The sequence below is a fragment of the Enterococcus caccae ATCC BAA-1240 genome, assembly GCF_000407145.1.
GTDB classification, from domain to species: Bacteria; Bacillota; Bacilli; order Lactobacillales; family Enterococcaceae; genus Enterococcus_L; species Enterococcus_L caccae.
Genome location: NZ_KE136472.1, coordinates 567600 through 588958, shown reverse-complemented (window position 1 = coordinate 588958; position 21359 = coordinate 567600). Strand labels below are relative to the sequence as shown.

Here is a 21359-nt window from a genome sequence, read left to right as displayed (position 1 = left end):
TTCATTACTCCCCCTTATTCTCAAGCGCTTTCATCACATTTGAAATGATAAACTCCATATCTTGCGAAGTGAAACCAAAAGCAATTTTACCTGCCGCAACACTTTGGCTGATTTCTTCTTTAGAAGCAGTTTTACCTGGCATGCCCAATGTTGCCGTTTTATCTCCGCCCAATAATGCAATCGCCATTGCTAATGCGCCACCACCACCTGTGTTACAAGCACCAAAATAGTAGTCTGCTGCACCACTTTTTAACGCCATTGCCGCATCAATATCCGTTTTTACGGTGATTTCATAGTTTCCCTTTCCATATTTTTGTAGTAGTTCTTCGATTGTTCCTTTTTCGATTTGTCCACCTATAACGATTTTTTTCATGATAACTCTCCTTTCGTACAAAATTTTGTATATTTAAACCAAAAATAAAAATACAAAAAAATGTATTTTTATTTTCACAGTTATTATAGCATCTTCGGCGCCGTATGTAAACCCTTTCTTTAATATGGTTTATATGATCACCCTTAAACGTTAGCCCATATCTTACTTACAATACTTACTAATCAAATTCATCAACTCTCTGTATTTCCCTTAGTTACATCCATTTCCTCCTGAATTTTACAATTGAACTCTCTAAACTATTAACTGACACTTGAATCTCTTACATATGGTGACTCACTCCTATTATAGTCCCTATATATTTTCACTCTTTTATTTCACCTATATTGAAATTATATATATCGAGTCTATTATTTATTTTTTCTAAATTTATTGCTTTTAATGGCATATTATGGCAGAATGAAAACCGCCTAAAAAAAATTAGAACTCAATTTAGTACTATATTTCGTACTATTATGTATTTAAATGAAAGGGAAGATGGCAAATTGAAGAAACCTTTATTATTTTGTCTAGCATTGATAACAAGTTTGAGTATTTTTTTCCCACAACAAGGATTCGCATCCGAAAATACTTCACAAGTAATCACCGAATACCAAATGCTTGATGAAATATTACCAGAGATGCAAGGTACAATCATTAAAGAAATCCCAAACTTTACCATTAATAAAGATGTAGAAAAAGTGAGCTTAATCTACAAACAGAAGAACACAACCAACAATTCAGATAGTGAGCATTCGCAAAATAAACCATTGACTCAAATAGCTAAACCGTCAACAGCCCTACCAAAAGCTAATGAGCAACCTACCAATCTCTTCGCTACTGGCTTAGGCGTGATACTAATTATTTTGATTTTAGCTTTCTTCATTTGGAAAAGAAAACATCTTAAACAGTTCTTAGTTATAGGCATGCTTCTAGGAGGACTTGGAATATCAAAAATTACTCTAGCAACTAATGATGCTTTACCTATAGATGTTACTGAAACGTTGGATAGAGGTACGGTATATACGAAATCAACAACAGTCCCTGGATTTGAATATATTGGATACATTCATGCTAGTGAGAATATTCCACCTGTCGTTGCCCAACCAGTTATTGTCCATTATCAAGATCAAAACGGACAAAAAATTGCGGAAAATACTATAATAAATGGAAATATTGGGGATTCCTATAAAACAGAACAGATAGATATTGATGGCTATACATTCAACTCTGTCACTGGAGATACTTCCGGTATTCTATCTGATGTACAAAAATCGGTTATTTACACTTATGAAAAGATTCCTGTCATTGCCCAACCTGTCACCGTCCATTATCAAGATCTAAATGGACAAAAGATTGCAGAAGATACCATAATAAAAGGGAATATTGGTGATCCCTATACAACGGAACAGATAAACATTGACGGTTATACATTCAACTCTGTCACTGGAGATACTTCTGGTATCCTATCCGATATACAAAAATCGGTTATTTATACTTATGAGAAGGAAAAAAATGAAGCAAAGTTGATTATTCGATTTAATAATTCTTCACTCATCATTCCAGATTTCAAAACAATGGATAATGGAATTTATAATATACCTGAAAATGAAGATATTGAAAATTTGGAAATGCGTCTTGAGTATAATAATCAAGTGTATCACCAAAATGAAAAAGTAACAGATATTATAATTCCTGCTACATTAGGAGAAACATACTCCCTACCTAAATATATGACACTTAAATTTTATAATGCACAAGGAATAAAGGTTGATTATTTAAAATCCACGACTGATGTGTTTTTTTCAGGTTACTCTAGCAAAGGATACGATACTAATAATACTGGAACAATCGATGAAAAAGAAGTAATTGTGAACTATACTTTAGAACCTACTATTATTATTTTTTAGATAGCGAGAGGTCATCCCGTAAAGTTTTGAAAAACACTATTAATCCATAAATTTCAAAATAATCGATTAAATTTTTTAAATGAATGTATATGTTATTCAAGAAAAAAGTAGAAGAGAGCAATTTCTTTTCTACTTTTTTGTTTATCTATTTTTCAGTATATTTTTTATTTCTCAACGGTTATTTATTTTGTAATCCCAATTATAGAATAGCAGTTTTTCGTGTTCACTTTTAATTTAATATACACATTAACAATACTCTGAATTAGTTGAATAATTCAATGGCATTCTATTATCTATTTGCCTATTTTTAGATTCGTGAATGCTTTAAATAATTCTTAATCAATAGTCCCCATAGACATAAAACGCAGGAATACTGGATACTCTGGGGTCAAAACTAAATCTACTGATTTAATTATCTTTCTTTATATTTGTTCGTTCAATTGAACCTGTTTCAGGAATAATTTTTTTAGTTGGATTTTATTATTTACGTAAGTTCCGACAAAAATGAGAACCACAACTACCAACAAACTTCCGATTGAAATACCTAAAATTTTCACTATTCTTTTCGTAGTCATTCCTCAACTCTGTCAGTTTTTCAAAAAATTGGTTGTTTCTTTTACGATTGTTTCCATTTGGGTATGGTGTAAATAATGGGCGCCTGGCAATTGAATCAATTTTCCTTTATCTAAACCTTTCACCTGATCTTGATGCATCTCAAGCCAATTTTTTTGATTCATATCATTATCTGCAACAAATAATAAAACCGGCATATTTTTGGGATAGGTTAAGCCACGAGAATCAGAGAAACTATTGCTTAATTCTTGAAGCTCATCTTTCATCTCAGGACTACTCATGTTCTTCATCGTCAATAACTTAATCTGTTCAAAATCAGGGTTATCTTGACTTACACCTAATCCCTTTTCTGGATTCACTTTGATTAACGCTCGAAAAACACCTGCTGTTTTTAAGAAGTCAAAGACTGTCATATCAATACCAGGCCAAGGCTGTTCTGGCGTGCTGGAATCAATTCCAATAAAGCCTTCCATTTCATTTGGGTAAACTTGGGCATAATTCACCGCATAAAGACCCGCAATCGAGTGTCCCATCAATGTGTATTTAGAAATGTTCAGTTCTTTGGCTACTTGGTGGATTTCTTCCACAATATTTTCAACACTACGACGTCGATTGGTTTGGCTACTTAAGCCATAGCCAAATGGCTCAATCGTAACTACACGATACTCTTTCTTCAACTCATCGATCATCGGTTTAAAATCTAAATAAGGACTAGCTGTTCCTTGCCCTGGTAACAGTAAAATCGTTTTCTGTCCTTTACCTTCATCGACAACATTCATCTCACCATCAAACACTTTTAATTTCTCACCATAAGACTCAATTCGTTTTGCTTCGCTTTTCAAACTTATCTGGTGAATCGTAAAAGTAATCACTAAGGACACAATTAGGATAGTGATTATACCTAAGATAGCTTTGCACACGCCTTGTAATAATCTGACAAGAAGTGATTTAGTTTCCAGTTGTTTGGTCATTTAGTTCTGCCACCTTTAGCATAATTTGTTGGTCAAGTTTCTCTAAAAAGCCATCATTGATAATTGGCATTCCACTATTTTCAAGCATTGTTTTGGCAGCCATTAATTTTTCAAAAAAGGTCTCTACTGTATTTGGGAACAAGGCTTGAATAAACCATGTACTTAAAATCAAGATCGCTAATTCAGCCATTTGTTTCGGTTGAGCAGTTGTGACTGATCCATCCCTATTTCCTTCAATCAAACAGGTTTCCACTAATGGTGCCATGATTTCATTCGTCGTTCGAATATACATTGAAAAGAATTTAGGATTATCTAGTAACGTAAAACTAAGGATTCGAGATTGACTAGCCTCACTATTGAACATTCCTTCAAATAAAAGAGCCTGAATTTTCTCTAATCCATTTAATTTATCTTTTTCCATAATTGTTGTTAAAGCAATTTCATTGGGAATAAATCGTCTGACAACGGCATCTATGATCTCATCTTTAGATGCATAGTGGTGATAAACGGCGCCTTTTGTTAAACCGTCTAAACCTTTGACGATATCGGAAATGGACGTTTTTTCATAGCCTTTTTCTATAAATAATTGTGTTGAAACATCTAGAATTAATGATTTAGCTTCCTCTGCTGTATATTTTTTTGCCATCTAATCTCTCCTTTCAAAAAAACATTCAATCGGTACGTTTTTATCATACGCTTTTTTTGAGGAATGTCAAATCGTATTGATTTCATGCTTTGATTTGACTTCTAATATTGGTATTTCGAATACTTACTGTCTGGTAGCATTTAATTGAGATGGAAGTATTACTAAAAGGCTCCTCACATCATCTGATCCTACTGAATTTTATATTCTATACAAATTCACCTTTATCTAACTATTTAGCATTTAACTAACTGAATCACTCAAAACAAAAAATAAAAGACCGAAAATCGCAAAAAGGATTTTCAATCTTCTATTTTTAAGATTATTTGTAGTCCATCTATATTTTCAAAATCACTAGAGAAAGAAAAAAATAATGATATCTTAAAAAAAAATTCACCAATTCTTATAACTATCATACATGCTAGTTCGCATTAGATAGACAAAAAAGTTAAATAGACTATGAATTAAGATAGTGACAAAGATATTTAAAGTTAAAATAAAGACTAAATTCAGAGTCAATGCGAAGATACATTTTACTGTTGAAGCTGCGCCTTGATAGAAAATATGTGCAATGACAAAAGCAAAAGTTGATAGCAAGATATATTGAAAGTGCTCATATCCTAAAATAAGACAATACTGATAAATAAAATAACGGAAAATTAATTCCTCCAAAACTGGAAAATGAACAATAGATTGAATAACTGTTCTATTCTTTCTATAGACAGATAGTAATTTGTTATACTTCTTTTCAAGAATTAAATATTCAACAGCAAACAAAAGAAAAGATAGTATTAAAACAGAAATTGCAGCAATCAACACAAACCAACTTTGCTGAAAAATGAAACCATTGATTATCGTTACCAAACTTAGGCAAATGAGGTATTGAAAAAAATTACTCTTTTTACCAATAATTGGAAGTCTCTTCGTCAAAAGTAGAAACATTCCAGGAAATAATGTAATCAGAAACAATAAATCATGCAATCGGATGTGGAAGATTGTTCACCACACCTCCTAGTCCTTTATATCTATTATGATGATATGGCGGATATGAAGGAAGATGTATGGACAATAACTCTGGCAAAATTACTCTACTCACTTCAAGGTTCATATGATTAAATTCTGGTGGAGTGATCGGTAAAAAAGCTGCATATTGACTAATTTCGGGCAAATCCTTTAATAGCTCCTTTAAATTTTTAACTTTTTCTGGACCTTTTTTTGTTTGATTTGTATTATGTGTTAATCTTGGCTTTCCATATTTCGAATAAAAAATAACATTATCATCTAAATTATCTATAATCTGAGTCTCTTTAGAAACAGATAAAAACTTCTCTTTATCAGTCCAAGGTACATTCATATTGTATTCTAATACCGTCAAACACTCCATAAATGCCCGATAAATAGATTTATCTAGTGAATAACCACCTTGAACGCCAACTGTATACTTAGGTAGGGTTCCCTTTTGATCCTTTGCCTCTATCTCACACAGAATTACATAAATAGACTTATCAAAAGTAATATCTGTAAAGGTGATATGGAACTTTGATAAAAAGCTTTTTACTGCTAGCTGTTTGTCAAACCAAAGTGAAAGACTCTCATTATTGTCTACATCAAGTATTTCCCCTTCAAAGCCACCATACCACCACAAATTAAACGAATCAATTTGTAAATATTCAATTAATGCATTCTCAATACTCTCAACCATTGTTTCATGGCACGCTGTTCCGGTTGATACGGCACTGGTAATATATCTTTTTTCATTTTGGAATAGCTCTTCAGTGTACATCGTAACAAACTGTAACGGCATCCAAACTTTTTGCTCTGGATCAATAAGAGAATTCATTGCAATCCATTTAATACCATCTTCTGGCAATATATAATTATTTGGCTCAGACTCAGAGTAATATGAATTAATGTATTGTAATTCACATATCAAATCCTGTTTATATTCTTGTCTCAATTTTTCATATGAGCTGAAAACGACACGATCCTTAATAATCGCTGGTAATAACGAATACGTATAACGCTCAGCACTTTCACCTAAAAAGCTAACTAATGTTTCATTGAAATTAACACCATAACCACTTAAATGATAGCTTATCTTGGGCATATCCTTAGATATATGTTTTTCAAAATTGACAAAATTAGCTGTTAAGTAATGATATTTCATGATTGGAAAAGAGCTAGAACCTAGAAAAAAGTTGTTTTTATCCCAAATTCCAGTTACATTTCCACTTAAAATATTCCACCGTAGCTGATTGTATGAAAGATTATTTCGAATATCAATCACTAGTCATCAGCTCCTTCAAAACATTGATGGAACGTATATTCTGCTCTTCAAACAAAATATTATTGAACGTTGAACATGTTGTGCAACAGCTTTGAATTCTATTCGTATTAAAGGAAAATTCGTAATTATTCATATTAAAATGAACGATATTTCCTAATAGAGAGGACTGACCATAAACACTAACATTGTCAATTTCTTTTCTTACTATAGATAAAGCAAAAAGTATTTCAGCTATTGATACACTCACCTCTGTCTGTTCCATATAATCTTCTGCACAACCTTCAAAATGAGTCATCAGTTGCTGTTCTAAACATTCGTAGCAACCTGTTTCACCATGTTCAATACAAGTGATAAACACATTTTCATTATCGAAAAATGCAATCGTATTGATTGTCTTTGTTTGATTCATTAACTTGTTAAATCCACGTAAAAGAGATAAATTAGACATTTTTGTAATCAAATAAATCTGCCCAAAATTAGCAAGCATTTGCTTTTTTTGTTCAGAAAGAGCTGACAGCTTTAAAATATCTTTATCTTCCGTTAACAATTCAAGTTCCTTAAAGGATAGGAATTCAGAAGCTGGGACAATTTTATTTTCTACATTTAAATAAGCTTTTATCGCTTCAATCAATTCATCCTCAACAACAATCAAAGGTTGCACATTCTGACCTTTAACAACTGTCAGAAAACCAAATTTAGTTAAAGTTTCAAAATCATCATACACAGAATCTTCCAATGAAACTGAAATATTGCTTTTTTGAGACAACTCCTGAAATGCTACTATAAATTCATTGGAGCTATCCTCTTTATTGATAACCAATTCATTTTTATGAATAACACCACGCTTTAAAGTAATATCGATTTCATTTTCAATCACTTTTGTTCCTGTTCTAATCATATATGTTTTCATGCTACTCTTAGTCCTTTCCACAAATATTAGTAAATACAATGTGATCGTTCACTCCGTCTAAATACAACAACTTTTCTATAGTCGATTTATTGAAACCTGCAATTGGGCAACTAGTAAAATACATAGACTGACAAACCAAATCAAAATTATGAGAAATCCCGCCAAGTTCTACAAGAGTGTTTAACAAAGCAAGTTCTCCATATTTCACAAAATTCTTGTTAATCGAATATTCAAAAAATACACAAAAATTCATGTTGACAATATCAATATTTTCTCCCACAAAAAAATTTTTTGAATCAATTTTTTCAATATTCAATGGATACAAGCTATGAGAATAAGGCTGATATTTATAAATTCCTTTTGAAATACCAGAAACGTGATTAACATATAGGTAAACATCGATTGGATATAAGCCACCTCCAGAAGAATAATATCTAGTGCTAGCTACCAAATCATCGTAGACAAGTTTACGGCTGCCAAGACCAAATGAAAATTTAACGATTGTAGAAAATGTGCCCTGATCCATCATTTCATATACAAATTTTCGAGTACTATGTCGCTGCTCAAGAACTTTAGAAAATTGAGTTTTAATTTTTTTTGCTACTTTAGTTAAATATATTGTATTTTCATCTAACAATTCCTCTGCTTCTTTGGCTTCATTGATCAAAGAAGCCAGATTAGATTCGTTATAAAACATAATACTTTTAAAATCATTTAAATTTTGCTTATTCATGTTCAACAAATAGCTCAGCATTGACGAGGTTGTGTTCCCAAACATCATTTGAGAATACATATGTTTATTATCATTATTTGATCGGTTTGTATCATCCTTTACCAATAATGTATGAATATTAAAAAATCCTTTTTTCTCAAAATCAATCATTCTATTTTTTCCTTTCTTTGTCTATTTACTACAGCTAAAATAATTTCTGTTGCGATAGCCAATACCATGGAAAAAATTAGACCGATAAACATCATATTGCTATTATTTGGCGTTCCTTTAAACTCTCCCCCATTTTTTTGAATGTCAAAAATAGAAAAACCGAAAACGTTTACACTATATTCAGACAAAGATGTGCCTTTAATGTGACTATAGCCTGATCTAATCGCCATAAAACAAACAAAGACACCTACAACAATCCCTAAAATAATGGATACGATGACACGATTGGTAGGATTATTAAACTTTTTTTTCATTTACTTAAACACTCCTCAACTAAATTGTCCTTTTCCAACAAAAATACTTATACCCAATTACTCTTTTTTCTTTTTATTCCACACAAACAGAAGAACTAAAATCATCGTTAATATAATACCAAACACTGTATTCAACACTAGAAAATCGTTAACAAAAATTTCTTTTTCTATCCAGATATTGAAAAAGTCATTCATCACATACTTCATAGGGATAAATTTACCGATTGCTTGAAACGACTCTGGAAGTTCCGAAAACGAAGAAAATGCTCCTGTTAAAATATAAGAACTAAACAGCAAAATCATCCCTACAGGCATTAGTATCTGTGTATTTTTCACAACTAATGCAATCAGCGCACCAAAAATCAGTAATATTAAATTGCTGTACAAACACTGAATAATGTAAGCAATCAAATAGCCAACATGAGGAATATGTAATCCATACATCAAAAACCCGAATAGGATATTAGCGATAATGCTTAAAGCCGTTAATAAAACATAGGAACACACATCAGAAATAATCATATTTTGTGTGCTCAATCCAAAATATTCCAAACGCTTATAGCTTTGGTTTTGGATGCTTTCCCCTAACCAAATAGGAAAACTAATTAATGAAATTGGCAGCATTCCCATACCTGTACTAATCAAAAAATATTTATCTACAAAGTGATACCCATTCCCTATATCAAAATTTCCATAAGATGATACCATAGCAAACATCATAATCAACGGAAATAGTAATGAAAAAAAGATTGATATTGGAATACGAAATTGTAATTTAATACTCGTCCATAAATATCTCACTATTTTGTCACCTCCAAAATAGATTGAGCAGATTTTTCTGTCATTGCAAAGGCAACTAAGTAAGTTGTATAAATGTTTTGCTTAATCACATTATATGTAGCATTCTTTTCTCCCAAAATACTTTCCACATTACTTTGGAGTTCTTGATTATGGCAAATAAACGCTGCACCGTCGCCAGTATCAGTCTGTGGAATTTTTTCCATTTCAACGTTGTCTAGCTTAGCCAGCTCACTATAATCAACTCTAACTACAGAATAATGAATAAACATAGCAAAATACTCTGTAATTGAACCGTAGAAAATCAGTTTTCCTTGTTTTAACATCAAAATTTTTGTCGCCCAATTTTCAATTTCATCAAAATAATGAGTAACGTTCAAGACTGTTCCCTCTGTAGTTTTTTCTTTCATCATCGCTAATAGAGCAAGCCTCTTTTTATAATCTAAGCCTGACGTTAATTCGTCAAAAAAGTAGATGGATTTTTGACTTTCCAACACTAAGCTTAAGGTTAATCGTTGCTTCTCACCACCGGAGAGATCCTTGATATATTTCTTTTTTAAATCTTCCAATTCATATCTCTCTAAAAACTGTGACAATGATTCTTTTTTTAGAGGCAGAACTAGCTCCACCAATTCATAAACCTTCATTAATTCATTATATGAGTTCTCTTGAAAAACGATGCCACAATCCTTCTTCTGAAAATTTTTAATAATTTCCCCATCAAAACTAACTTCTCCCAAAATAGTATTTATTAGAGTCGTTTTACCTGCGCCATTTTCACCTAAAATTGCAATTTTATCTTTAGATAAAATTTGGATTTCTCTATCTATATCAAGAATCATCTTGTCGTTTTTTTTTACTTTCAAATTTTTTATTGCTAAAATAGCATTCATTTCTATACACATCCTAAGTAAAAAGGGGGATTTGAATCCCCTTTCATTCACCTTATTTTTTAGTTTCTGTAGCAGTTGATGCAGAACATGTACAGGTACATGTTGAACAAGAACATGAACAACATCCAGCAGCATAGTTCATTGCTTCAGCTCCAACACCTGTGTTGCTATACCCGTTCATTGACTGAGACTTGATATTCATAAAAACACCTCCTAATCATTTTCTTATTATTTTAATACAATATTAACGTAACATGTTTTTCATCTCTTTTCAATATATTTTTTTTACTTATTATAAATTATATCGTCTATTTTTTTTGTAATACAAAACCGTTACTGTTTCATTTAAATCAAACAGAGTTTTTATAAATAATCGTATTGCTATATTCATAGTTCCAATTTAAGTTAACATTCGAATTTTTATCTACTTTTTTCTCTGTTCGCCCTAATTCTTGGTATCAAATTATATATATATTATATAGAATAGAAATAAAAAGTTGAGCAAGTCCTGTTTCAAAACATCACTCAACTTCTACACAATTACATAATTGACACCTTTTAATTCAACCATTAATCTTATTCAACACTTTTAAGCGCTTCAGTCATTTTAATCTTATTGATTTTTTGATTGGAGAGATAATTCACAATAATAATTAAAACGATCGTAAAAATAATCGTAATCAGATAACTCTGCCGATCAATAACGGGTCTGAAATAAAGTTCATCACCCATTCCTGCATTAGAAAAGATTTTTTCATGTATTTTAATCCCAAAAGGTATCCCTATAATGATACCGCAAAGAGATAAAATAATGTTTTCAGTTGAAAGAATCTTTTTAAGTTCAGAAAATCTAAAACCTAGAACAGACAAAGTCGCCATATCACGTTCTCTATCTGAAAAATTCAACGTGCCTAAATTATATAAAACAACAGTCAACAACAGACTAGCAGACACTATCAAGAAAATTGACATCGAAAGGGTACTTCCCATGCTAGCTAAAAAGTCACTTTCTTGTTTTTTTGTTAAGACAATTTTTTTCATTTCATCATTTGAGAATGTTGCTTTTAGGTTTTTACCCAAGAAACTTGTCGGCACAAATACTTGATTGGCTTTCTCCCATGCAGATTTTGTTAAGTAGAAGCCCTGTCCTATACTCAACTCTGCAATATCCGTCACCTTTAACTTGACCAAATCCCCCGTAGCATTTCTAAACTGAATATTGTCTCCTTTTTTCAAAGAAAAAATTTCTGCTGTTTTCTTTGTAATGAGTAAACGATCCTCTGCTAATTTTACTTGTTTATCCTTGTCATAAAATTTGATATACGAGCTATTATCCTCTATAACGTGAATCAATCCACTCTTATTTTTACTATTGGATAGAATAAAGTATGGTCGTTCTTCAAGTCCTTCTACCTCTTTATTATTCCGAGTTTTATCATACAGTTCGCTTGGATCCACGTCACTTGCTACATAGGCCTTTTCTTCGTATAAGTAAGATTTCTCGTAAACCGAACTAGCCACATGATTGATCGTATCTCTAATTCCCAAAGCAGATAGCAAAAGACTCGTACAACCAACCACACCTATAATCGTCATTGACATTCTAATTTTACTTCTAAACATCTGCCGCAACGTTAACTTTTGAGATGTTCTTAGTCCATTCCAAAAAGGTTTGATTCTTTCCAACAAAATATTATAACCTTTGGTGGTACTCTTTTCTCTTAAAAGAGAAGCTGGTGACTCTTTCTCAACATTATAAAAAACAATCAACGTGGCAACGCATGTACTAAATACGGATAACGCAGAAATTATCGCCACTTGGTAGCCATTGATGACAATTTCAGGATGATCAAAAATAAATAACTCATTAAAAAATCGCCAGATATAATTAGGAATAACCTTCCAACCAATTAAAACACCGAAAAATACGCCAATAATACTCACCCATATACCATAAAATAAATAATGCGTAATGATTTTAAAACTACTGTAACCTAATGCTTTCATCGTTCCAATGATCGCTCGTTCCTTATTGATCAGACGATACATTGTTGTAAAGCTCATTAGGATAACAATCGCAAAAAAGATAATTGGAAACAAGTTGCCTATTGATTGATATTGTTGCACCTTTTGACTGGTAGCTAAATCATTCAATGTCTCTTTAGACTCGAGAATACTAATAATTTCCTGTTCGTATTTCTCTTCAATTTCCTTTTTGACTGTTTCGAGTCCTTTTCCCTCTGCTACTTTTATGACGAGTTTATTCGTCATTACACTATTTTGTGTAAAATATTCAGTGTCTTTTTTATTCATGTAAATAAAACCGTAATCCTCGTGATTTGGTACCACGGTCGTTGAGTCTGGCGTAATATAAATATAAGAAGAACTTACAGCCAATCCACTGATCGTAACCTCTTTTTCAAGTGAATTTATTTGAATCGTGAGTCTGTCGCCAACATTTATATGATTTGCTTCAGCAAAACTTTTATCGATAACAACTGTATTCTGTTTGTCTAAATCTTTTCCTTTAATAATCGTATACTGATTGAGTTTAGCTTCTTGATCAACACCGTTAATTAGGACTTCTTTCCCGTCACTACCTGTAATTGCCCCTTCTATTAGGAATTGTTCTTCGAGCTGCTTAATGTTTTCTGACTCACTAAGCTCTGAAAAATCTTTGTTGGTAGGTTTGATCAATACTTCAATATCCGCTTTATTTTCTTTACGATAGTTCGTTTCAACATAATCATTTAAACTTCTCCAAGTGCTGTCGATTCCTATATAAATCGCTACGCCTAAAATCAACATCAATGCAATTGATAAAAGTTGGATACTGTTCTTTTTAAAACTACGAAGAAACATTTTTTTCAAAGGAGACATTACCATACTAATTCCTCCACGTCTGAAGGACTTTCCTGCGTGTAACTATCTGCAATTTTCCCATTATGCATTTTAATGACTTTGTCCGCAATTTTAGTGAACTCTGCATTATGAGTGACAATAATCACTGTTTTATTCATTTTTTTAGAAGTATCTATTAAGAGCTTGATGATCGCTTTACCTGTCTCAGAATCTAAAGCGCCTGTTGGTTCGTCACATAGTAGCATTTTAGGATTTTTCGCAAGTGCCCTGGCAATAGAAACACGTTGTTGTTCGCCACCTGATAACTGACTTGGAAAATTCCCTGCTCGTTGATCAAGCCCTACGCTAGATAATACCTCACGAGAATTAAGCGGCTCTTTACAAACTTCCGCAGCTAACTCAATATTTTCCAAAGCAGATAAATTAGGGACTAAGTTGTAAAATTGGAAAACAAACCCAACATCATTCCTGCGATATTCTGTTAGTTTTTCTTTTTTTAGTGAAGAGATTTCTTTATTGTCGATCACGATTGTACCAGAACTTGTTTTTTCCATTCCACCTAGTAGGTTCAAAAGGGTTGTTTTTCCAGCGCCACTTGCACCGACGATTACGACAAACTCCCCTTCATTAATCGTGAAATTTACTTGGTTTACAGCGTTTACTGTGACTTCCCCACTTACTTGGTATTCTTTGCTGACCTCTTTAAAATTGATGTATGTCATTGTTTTTCCTCCTTTTTTTAACTCTTTCTTGAAATCCAACAACTCTAAATATGATTAAATGTTCATTTAATCATATTTTAATTGTATAGAACTGCATACTTTTAGTCAACAACCTTTAATGCTTACTTTAGATAATTTATTGTTTTTTCTTTTTGATTTCTGATATCCAATTATTATAATTAGTATATAGATATAAGTAACAAAAAAGCTGAGTAAGTCCTGATTCAGAACATCACTCAACTTTATGACAATTTAATCCTTGGCACCTTTTTGTTTGGCTGGCACCGAACGGAAATGGTCTTGAAAACAGCAGGAACTGTCCGCACAAGTTTGCCAATAGTAAACGAATCACTAGCTTTTTTGTTGTGTCTCTTTTGAGCTACCACTAAAAAGGATTGCTAGGTTTCTTTAAGGTACTATTGACTTATTCAGGTATTGGACATTGCGCCAATGCCTTTTTTGTTTCTATTCTAGATCTGATTTTTATCTATGGTGGTGATAATGAAACGTAACGATGTACAAGTTAAAAAATAGAAAAATAAAAAACGGCACCTTACAACCTGACTGGAATCATGTTGCAAGGCCCCGAATAAGCAGCAGGAACTGCATAATCGAGTTGCCGATAGCGCGTACCGAAGTACTCGCATGTTTTATTGTACTTAATTTTGATTGATTTTACTAGTCTCTTTGCTAGATTCTTTCATCTTTTTGGCGATTTCATGTGTTCTTTGGCGAACTATTGCACACGATGAGGCACAGATAGGTCTGATCGTTTTTTATTTTCCTGTTGGTTTAAAAAAAAATAGGAATGGATGTGTAGTGATGAGTAAAGAACAGAATTTGAAGGCGGTACCTTATCAGGATATTTTGGATGTGCGGAGTGAGTTGATCAAGCTTCGGTCTTGGCAGAAGTCGTTGGTTTATTTAGATGAGTTTTTTGATGGAAAAGTTACAAGGAGTAAGAAGGATATGCGGATGCGGTATTATTCTTGTCAGCAGTTATATCAGGTTTTTTCTGGGGATTTTGAGGGGGTTTTGAAGGAGAGTGAGGAGATTGTAGCGAGGATGGTTCAGAGAGGGAAAATTTAAGTTCAATATAAAAAAGTATATACTCTTCACTTTCTTAAATAGAAAAGAGTACATACTTTATTATTGGCTATTTCATTTAGAAGAAATTAGTCATATTTTACTAGTTAAACATTTACTTTTACTAAAATATAGGTCACTATCCATGCTGCACTATCAAATAATCCTAAAGAATAGCTAAAAGAAATATGACCGTTTCACTGCATCATATCTCTTTTAAAATACGTAGAATTTCATTTTGAAATAATTTCCACATGATTGGCTAAAACCCACCCATTTAATCCGTATGATGAATACAACACTTGATAAGAAACATTTGCGGACCTAATTTCTGATTCGAGCTCATCAAAAGTATCATACACTATAGGCCATGCCCTTTTTTCTTCTTCTTGCAATAACTCTTTATTTTCGGAAAAGAAATCGTCTAGTGATCGTTCTTCTAAGTCTAAGATTATACTGTACGGCATCTCATCATAAAATTTGTAACAAAAAAAGTTATGGAAAACCACTTGTTTGTCTTCTATATCGTTGCTAACATCTAAAACTATCTTCTTGTCTTCAAAATTAACAGAATAGCATTTTATTATATAATCATGTATTGGGCTCATTAATATTACTCTCCTTTTTGTCTAGATGGTCTTTCATTCCAATCCCATTGATGTCTATTTTGAAATTCATGCGTACCATCATCAGGTAGGAATATTTTGTTTTAACTAACAAACACATTGTGCCAGAAAATACCCCACATCCTTAAATAATCATAAATGGTGCAGCCACTACTATCACATTGCCTTATAACTATAGTTAATCCCAGCAAGCTTGCTATCTATTATTTTTTGTCATTTAACCTCACTTCTTTTTAAATAATATAAACAGCCACCGTAATTCGATGACTGTTAAATAAGATTTGCTAATTATATCTCGCAGTGTTTATTAGCAACTTACAACTTTATACTTAACAAGCGTTTCCCTATATTGAAAGCTGATGCTACAACTGGTATTCCAGTATCACTCGCAAAATCACCAAGTAAATAGTCTCTTAAATCAGATACGGTCAACGCATTATTTATTGATCTAGATTTTGAATTTGAGAGTATATTTGTACCCTTCTTAGACAATTCAAATATAACATCAAATAATTCACCAGTATTTTTCACTGAATCAGGACTCTTGTTTAACTCAATCTCAATTATCTCTGCATTAGAAAAATTTCCATTACTCCATTCTATAAGATAAAGAGCAGGTACATACCTTCTTTTTACGCCAAAATCTTTTGCAAAAGTCTGAATTGCTTTTTCGTACTCTTTTACAGAAAAAATATATGTTTTTGAATCAACTTCAATTTTTTCAAATCCATAATATGTCTCATGCCCTTTAGTAACCTCCTCTTCTATGTAATATCCAGGAATATAAAAATCTATAAACTTGCCCGAGGTAGAATTAAATGTATCTAAATAATTTAAAATATATTCTTTCGTTTCTGATTGTCGTATATCAGCAAAAAGTATACCTATTAAATCAGCTTTCCTTGTCATTTCCCTACCCTTAATTTTGCTAATAAGTCTTTCATATGTACCAATTGGAAACATATTCTCACACTCCTTTTATTCTATATATAAATAATACCGAATAAACGTCTAGATGTGAACAATAAAAAGTGCCACTTAGTGATCAACGGTTATTTGTTTTTACCGCAATCGTTGGAATTACGACTGCCATTTGAATTATTATATATTCTATCCATAAACAAAAGTATATAAAACAAACTCTGTAAAGAAGCAGTTTTCAACATTTTTGATTCAGAACTATTCAGAACTTGTCCAAGAAATGTACTAACAACAATAGTCTTCCTAACTCAAAAAAAGAATTATTAAAAATCAGTAATCTTTAGAATAAACCTAAGAACATTAAGTAAAGCACAGACCTTTCATATTCCAAAGCAAAATAAAAAAGCTAGTAACGCTGCTATAGCAGTGTTACTAGCAAATATAAATTGTTATCCAACAGACCCTTCCATATTGGAATCGACTTTTCAACCAGTGTCATTCATTGTCAAAACAAGTAATTAAGGTCACTTATAGTAGTTCAATTAATCAATAGTTATCAATGATTATCAAATTAAGATGGTCAAAATCTGGTCAATATAGATATGTTATTGGGAGCAAAAATATAAATAGGCTTTGAAGCCTGTCTTTTTATTTTTATTCTATATCTTTAGTCAATTAATTTATTCTCAGTTTTTCGTTTTTTTCTAGTAGTCATTTTCATCTATATCTATAGAAGAAATTATAATTTCTTCTATTTCTTCATCAGTTAATTCTTGATCTTTTTCTAATTCGTTTAAAATATTGATAAGTTCTTTCCTTGTTACATAAGTGTTATTTTGCAAAATGCCTTGAGAAATTAATTCATACTGATAATTTGAATCATAAAAAGAAATATTTTTGCTTTTTAACTCCTTAAAAAAAGGACTTTTTCGAGCTTCAACAAATTGTTCATTTTTATTTCCACCAGTGTTTAACCATTTATGGAAGTCTATTTCATAAGCTAAAAGCCAAACTTCACTATTCATATTTTCTTCAGCATTTCCAGCAAAATATTCTTCTTTGAATTTTTCTCTAAATTTTGATAATTCTCTTTTAATACCAATTTCGTTTTTTCTTTCAGATAATATATCCAGCAAAATAATGATAGCTATCCAGTTTTCAGATCTTAGTATTTTTTTTATATAACCTATTGACATGGAAAGACCTAACGATTTAAACATCCAAATTATCCAAATTATTTCTTCGTCACTTCTCAGATGAAGATGAATATCTATAACAGAATATAAAATCCTTTTTAGCTGTGTCTTTCTGACAAAAGAAAAATTGTTTTTCAGAATGATTACTAAATTTTTTGTAAGAATCGGAAACTTTATCAATAGGTTGAACAATATAGGTTCAATAGAATCCCACTCATCTTTTGTAAACGTATTTGTTCTTATAATTTTTAATACGTATTTAATTATTGATATATCCTTATATTTGTGATATTCGATAATTGATTTTTCAAGTAATTTCTCAATATTTATTGATGAGTAAATTTTTATCTCTTCAACCCATGATTTTCCATATACAAACGGACTTTCAATTATTTCAATCTTATTCTCATTTAAAACTAACTCGTATTTATCCAGCTCTTCTCTAAAAATAGAAATTATGGATTCAATCTGAGCTCTATCTTTTGTAAAGATAAAATAATCATCTACATATCGCAAATAGTCAATTTTAATGTCTCTTTTTTTTATTTCATAATCAACAGAACAAAGCAAGATTTCTGAGACAATTCTTGATACAGCATTTCCAACTAATATTCCGTTCGTTTGTAAATCATTCAATAATTGAATACTTGCATCAATTTTATTTCCCAACAACTCAAAATTCTTAGTATTTGATTTTGATAATTTCTTGCCGTGGATAGCCCAAGAAATGCTATGGGTATATATACTATCAAAAAAAAATTGGATATCTAATTTTAAACCAAACAAATTATCCTTATACAATTTTTTTACTTCTTTCTTTACCTCAGAAAAATTAGTAACCTTTCTATCATATGCTTTAGCATAACTGGTACTCTGGTTAGAAGGTGCGGTTAACGAATTACTGGTTTTATTAAAAATTTCAAATAACTCAGTTTGGTTCTCAACTAATGTTTTTGCAGCATTAATATATTGATGTGGATTTGGAATTGCAAATCGTCTTCTTGAAGATACAGTTTTAAACCCATTAAAAATTAGTGGTTTTGACGGTTTTACTTTTTCATAATTTAATTTCTCAATAATTTTTTCTATATGTTCCGATAATAAATCTGAATTAAAACTGGGAGGTAATTCATTTGGTATATATTCATATTTTATTAACTTTTTTATGTCTAACATATTCTCTCCTTCATGAATTTTATTCAATACTGATTCAAACCTCAATTTTCAATAGGTAAGATTTTACAAATTTCTTAGTTTTTCTTTTTCATATTGTAATAAATTACTATTAGACGAGTTAGCAATTTTTTTTGATATATTTACCACTTCTTTTAAAGATAATTCTTCAGATAACATTGGTACTATTTTTTTAATTGCACTTGCAGGGACACCCATATCCAGTAAAATCGAAAAATTTCCATCAACGCCTTCATTTTCAAGTTGAGATGAAGTATAAGAATAATCTCCTACATTAGAAATATTATTAATTTTACATATTTCTTTTTGCAATGAATTAACAACATCCAGCCATTTAGGAACTTTATATGAAATCCAATGTCTTTGTTCTCGGTAACAATTGCTAATAGTTTGATCTAGTATTTTTTGAGTTTGCCAATTCGGATTTTGCTCTTTTATATATATATATTCTTGTCTTAATATTTCGTTAAATGAAGAACTATTGAGATATTTAAACACAACAACTGGCAATTTATTCCGAGTCATTGGTCTTGTAGTCTCAGTTTCTTTTAATAAATTATCCCAACAAATACCCAGTATATATTTAATAGCCTTGAAAGAAGGCTTTCCAGTCCATAAAACTAACTCTGGTTGTGTCCGTATCTTTTCATATAAATCATTAATAATTCTCTTTTGACCTTCTACAGAAACAGCATTTTTCTTTATTATCGGCAAAAATTCCTTATCATACTCTATCAGTTCTTCATACCTCTTTATATTTTCGGGAAATAATTCTTCTTTATCAAAGTTAATTAATATTTCATCAGATATTTTTTCTTGATCATAGAATGGCATATCTAACTCTATTTCAGTCTTTGGAGGAATTTTATGAAAAACGTAAACTTTCCCTGTATAGTGCTCTAATAATCTACCTGCTCTACCCTTTATATTAGAAAAATCGAAGTAATCAATTTCATTCGGACCTTTCTTTTTATCAAAAATAAATACATTTTTTGCTGAGGTATTTACGCCTTCTATAATAGTAGAGGTGCAGAATAATACGTTTAGCTTCTTATAATTAAAATATTGAATTATGGAGTGTGTTAAGTGCTTGGGAATAGTTCCGGAATGGACACCTATTTTTTGTAATAACAGCCTATTGTAACTCCAATTACTATTAATATTTTCAGAAATCCATTCATTTATTGGTAATAACTCTTCTTTTTCCAGATAGTTATTTAGTTTTAAAAATTCATAGTACTTTGTAGCCAACCTAAATGCTCTATCTGGTGACGATGTATACACAATGGATTGTTCATTTTTTTTACAGTATAAAAGTTCAAAAAGTTTTTCTTCTCTTTCCATTTCTTGTTTGCGCTTCCCATCATTTTTGTAATTGATGTTTACTAATTCGACTTGTGCGTCTACAAGAGAATAATCTGTCTTAATAAATTTAGCATTATATTTTTTCTCAAAACCATTAGAAATTTTATCAATATTTGGTCCAATAAAATAAAATGCTGTATCTCGTCTATCTAAAATTTTTTTTATAGCAATGTTTAAGACATCGGATCGTTCATCATCTCTATCGGAACTTATTTTATAAAACTCATCAAGAACACAATAATCAATCTTAGGAAGATTAGGAAATTCTATTACTCTTTCAGCAGTTAAAATGAAAATATTTTTCTCTTCAACTTGCTGAGAAGTATTAACTATCATGTTATATTTTTTATATTTTTTTAATTTCAATCTAGTTTCATTAATCAAAGCTAGTGTAGGCTGAATAATTAATATATTATTGTGTTTACTGCAAGCGACTATCTCCTCAATCAGTAAACTTTTACCAAAACTAGTCGGTGCACTAACAATTAAATTTTGCTTCTTTTTTATCAAATATGATAATGTTTTCTGTTCTTTATGAAAAACTATATTATCAATATACTCGGACTGATGAAAAGAACGTCTAATTTCAGATGTGTTATCCATTCTGTCTTTAATATAAGGATAGAAACCCTGACTTTCAGCTAAATCACTCCATATTTCCTTTGTATTATCATCAACATTATCCCAAATTTCGTATATATGAATTATTATTTTTCTAGCATAACTATTTCTATTTGACAAAGACAAATTCGATACGTATTTTGCAAGAGAAAAACTCTCATTAAAATCTAGTTTATTTACTTCATAAATATTCACTATATCCCAATTCACCTTT

19 protein-coding genes are annotated in these 21359 nt (G+C 31.1%); 2 read left to right on the top strand and 17 right to left on the bottom strand.

The window, feature by feature from the left end; translation table 11 throughout:
• Positions 1 to 4: 4 nt before the first annotated feature.
• Positions 5 to 373, bottom strand: a complete 369-nt coding sequence (locus tag I580_RS02610; RefSeq protein ID WP_010772865.1) for a DUF2620 domain-containing protein — start codon at positions 371 to 373, stop codon at positions 5 to 7.
• 503 nt (positions 374 to 876) lie between these two features.
• Here I580_RS02610 and I580_RS02605 point away from each other — a divergent pair.
• Positions 877 to 2280, top strand: coding sequence for a MucBP domain-containing protein (locus I580_RS02605; RefSeq protein ID WP_034860373.1), 1404 nt, complete (start codon positions 877 to 879; stop codon positions 2278 to 2280).
• A gap of 587 nt (positions 2281 to 2867) precedes the next feature.
• On the opposite strand, the gene I580_RS02600 is transcribed toward I580_RS02605, so the two are convergent.
• From I580_RS02600 to I580_RS02545, 12 genes are all read right to left on the bottom strand, one after another.
• Positions 2868 to 3824, bottom strand: coding sequence for an alpha/beta fold hydrolase (locus I580_RS02600; RefSeq protein ID WP_010772868.1), 957 nt, complete (start codon positions 3822 to 3824; stop codon positions 2868 to 2870).
• Positions 3802 to 4470: a TetR/AcrR family transcriptional regulator gene (locus tag I580_RS02595; RefSeq protein ID WP_010772869.1), complete on the bottom strand. Its 669-nt coding sequence runs from the start codon at positions 4468 to 4470 to the stop codon at positions 3802 to 3804. Before I580_RS02595 ends, I580_RS02600 begins: the two co-directional genes overlap by 23 nt.
• A 390-nt stretch (positions 4471 to 4860) precedes the next feature.
• Positions 4861 to 5409 (bottom strand): CPBP family intramembrane glutamic endopeptidase, encoded by a 549-nt coding sequence (locus I580_RS17380; RefSeq protein ID WP_342662814.1) that lies wholly within the window; start codon positions 5407 to 5409, stop codon positions 4861 to 4863.
• 31 nt (positions 5410 to 5440) lie between these two features.
• The gene (locus I580_RS02585) at positions 5441 to 6754 is read right to left on the bottom strand and encodes a YcaO-like family protein (protein WP_010772870.1); all 1314 of its coding nucleotides are present in this window, start codon (positions 6752 to 6754) and stop codon (positions 5441 to 5443) included.
• A complete protein-coding gene (locus I580_RS02580) occupies positions 6747 to 7664 on the bottom strand; it encodes a SagC family bacteriocin biosynthesis cyclodehydratase (protein ID WP_010772871.1) in 918 nt (305 codons plus the stop codon). The genes I580_RS02585 and I580_RS02580 overlap by 8 nt, the downstream gene beginning before the upstream one ends.
• A gap of 7 nt (positions 7665 to 7671) precedes the next feature.
• Positions 7672 to 8547, bottom strand: coding sequence for a SagB family peptide dehydrogenase (locus tag I580_RS02575; protein ID WP_010772872.1), 876 nt, complete (start codon positions 8545 to 8547; stop codon positions 7672 to 7674).
• Entirely contained in the window at positions 8544 to 8861 is a 318-nt protein-coding gene (locus tag I580_RS02570; RefSeq protein WP_010772873.1) for an LlsX family protein, read from the bottom strand. The genes I580_RS02575 and I580_RS02570 overlap by 4 nt, the downstream gene beginning before the upstream one ends.
• A gap of 57 nt (positions 8862 to 8918) precedes the next feature.
• Positions 8919 to 9662 carry an ABC transporter permease gene (locus I580_RS02565; protein ID WP_010772874.1) on the bottom strand — a complete coding sequence of 248 codons (744 nt, stop codon included), beginning with the start codon at positions 9660 to 9662 and terminating at the stop codon, positions 8919 to 8921.
• Positions 9662 to 10552 carry an ATP-binding cassette domain-containing protein gene (locus tag I580_RS02560; RefSeq protein ID WP_010772875.1) on the bottom strand — a complete coding sequence of 297 codons (891 nt, stop codon included), beginning with the start codon at positions 10550 to 10552 and terminating at the stop codon, positions 9662 to 9664. The genes I580_RS02565 and I580_RS02560 overlap by 1 nt, the downstream gene beginning before the upstream one ends.
• Positions 10553 to 10604: 52 nt before the next feature.
• On the bottom strand, positions 10605 to 10754 hold the full coding sequence (locus I580_RS02555) for a listeriolysin S family TOMM bacteriocin (RefSeq protein WP_010772876.1): 150 nt from the start codon (positions 10752 to 10754) through the stop codon (positions 10605 to 10607).
• Between the two features lie 374 nt (positions 10755 to 11128).
• Positions 11129 to 13438: an ABC transporter permease gene (locus tag I580_RS02550; protein WP_010772877.1), complete on the bottom strand. Its 2310-nt coding sequence runs from the start codon at positions 13436 to 13438 to the stop codon at positions 11129 to 11131.
• Positions 13432 to 14136 carry an ABC transporter ATP-binding protein gene (locus I580_RS02545; RefSeq protein WP_010772878.1) on the bottom strand — a complete coding sequence of 235 codons (705 nt, stop codon included), beginning with the start codon at positions 14134 to 14136 and terminating at the stop codon, positions 13432 to 13434. The genes I580_RS02550 and I580_RS02545 overlap by 7 nt, the downstream gene beginning before the upstream one ends.
• An 822-nt stretch (positions 14137 to 14958) precedes the next feature.
• Here I580_RS02545 and I580_RS02540 point away from each other — a divergent pair.
• The gene (locus I580_RS02540; protein ID WP_010772879.1) at positions 14959 to 15225 is read left to right on the top strand and encodes a hypothetical protein; all 267 of its coding nucleotides are present in this window, start codon (positions 14959 to 14961) and stop codon (positions 15223 to 15225) included.
• Between the two features lie 230 nt (positions 15226 to 15455).
• Here I580_RS02540 and I580_RS02535 read toward each other — a convergent pair whose 3' ends face one another.
• From I580_RS02535 to I580_RS02520, 4 genes are all read right to left on the bottom strand, one after another.
• A complete protein-coding gene (locus I580_RS02535) occupies positions 15456 to 15830 on the bottom strand; it encodes a hypothetical protein (RefSeq protein ID WP_010772880.1) in 375 nt (124 codons plus the stop codon).
• A 333-nt stretch (positions 15831 to 16163) separates the two neighbouring features.
• Complete coding sequence (locus I580_RS02530; RefSeq protein WP_010772881.1) at positions 16164 to 16811, bottom strand: hypothetical protein; 648 nt, start codon at positions 16809 to 16811, stop codon at positions 16164 to 16166.
• 662 nt (positions 16812 to 17473) lie between these two features.
• Entirely contained in the window at positions 17474 to 19141 is a 1668-nt protein-coding gene (locus tag I580_RS02525) for an RNA-directed DNA polymerase (RefSeq protein WP_010772882.1), read from the bottom strand.
• 63 nt (positions 19142 to 19204) lie between these two features.
• Positions 19205 to 21355 carry a DEAD/DEAH box helicase gene (locus I580_RS02520; protein WP_010772883.1) on the bottom strand — a complete coding sequence of 717 codons (2151 nt, stop codon included), beginning with the start codon at positions 21353 to 21355 and terminating at the stop codon, positions 19205 to 19207.
• Positions 21356 to 21359: the final 4 nt, after the last annotated feature.

Bases quoted from the DNA above. Each gene is read 5' to 3' on its own strand.
- I580_RS02610 (WP_010772865.1), bottom strand. From the start codon at position 373: ATGAAAAAAATCGTTATAGGTGGACAAATCGAAAAAGGAACAATCGAA.
- I580_RS02600 (WP_010772868.1), bottom strand. From the start codon at position 3,824: ATGACCAAACAACTGGAAACTAAATCACTTCTTGTCAGATTATTACAA.
- I580_RS02595 (WP_010772869.1), bottom strand. From the start codon at position 4,470: ATGGCAAAAAAATATACAGCAGAGGAAGCTAAATCATTAATTCTAGAT.
- I580_RS17380 (WP_342662814.1), bottom strand. From the start codon at position 5,409: ATGTTTCTACTTTTGACGAAGAGACTTCCAATTATTGGTAAAAAGAGT.
- I580_RS02580 (WP_010772871.1), bottom strand. From the start codon at position 7,664: ATGAAAACATATATGATTAGAACAGGAACAAAAGTGATTGAAAATGAA.
- I580_RS02575 (WP_010772872.1), bottom strand. From the start codon at position 8,547: ATGATTGATTTTGAGAAAAAAGGATTTTTTAATATTCATACATTATTG.
- I580_RS02570 (WP_010772873.1), bottom strand. From the start codon at position 8,861: ATGAAAAAAAAGTTTAATAATCCTACCAATCGTGTCATCGTATCCATT.
- I580_RS02560 (WP_010772875.1), bottom strand. From the start codon at position 10,552: ATGAATGCTATTTTAGCAATAAAAAATTTGAAAGTAAAAAAAAACGAC.
- I580_RS02555 (WP_010772876.1), bottom strand. From the start codon at position 10,754: ATGAATATCAAGTCTCAGTCAATGAACGGGTATAGCAACACAGGTGTT.
- I580_RS02550 (WP_010772877.1), bottom strand. From the start codon at position 13,438: ATGGTAATGTCTCCTTTGAAAAAAATGTTTCTTCGTAGTTTTAAAAAG.
- I580_RS02545 (WP_010772878.1), bottom strand. From the start codon at position 14,136: ATGACATACATCAATTTTAAAGAGGTCAGCAAAGAATACCAAGTAAGT.
- I580_RS02540 (WP_010772879.1), top strand. From the start codon at position 14,959: ATGAGTAAAGAACAGAATTTGAAGGCGGTACCTTATCAGGATATTTTG.
- I580_RS02535 (WP_010772880.1), bottom strand. From the start codon at position 15,830: ATGAGCCCAATACATGATTATATAATAAAATGCTATTCTGTTAATTTT.
- I580_RS02530 (WP_010772881.1), bottom strand. From the start codon at position 16,811: ATGTTTCCAATTGGTACATATGAAAGACTTATTAGCAAAATTAAGGGT.
- I580_RS02525 (WP_010772882.1), bottom strand. From the start codon at position 19,141: ATGTTAGACATAAAAAAGTTAATAAAATATGAATATATACCAAATGAA.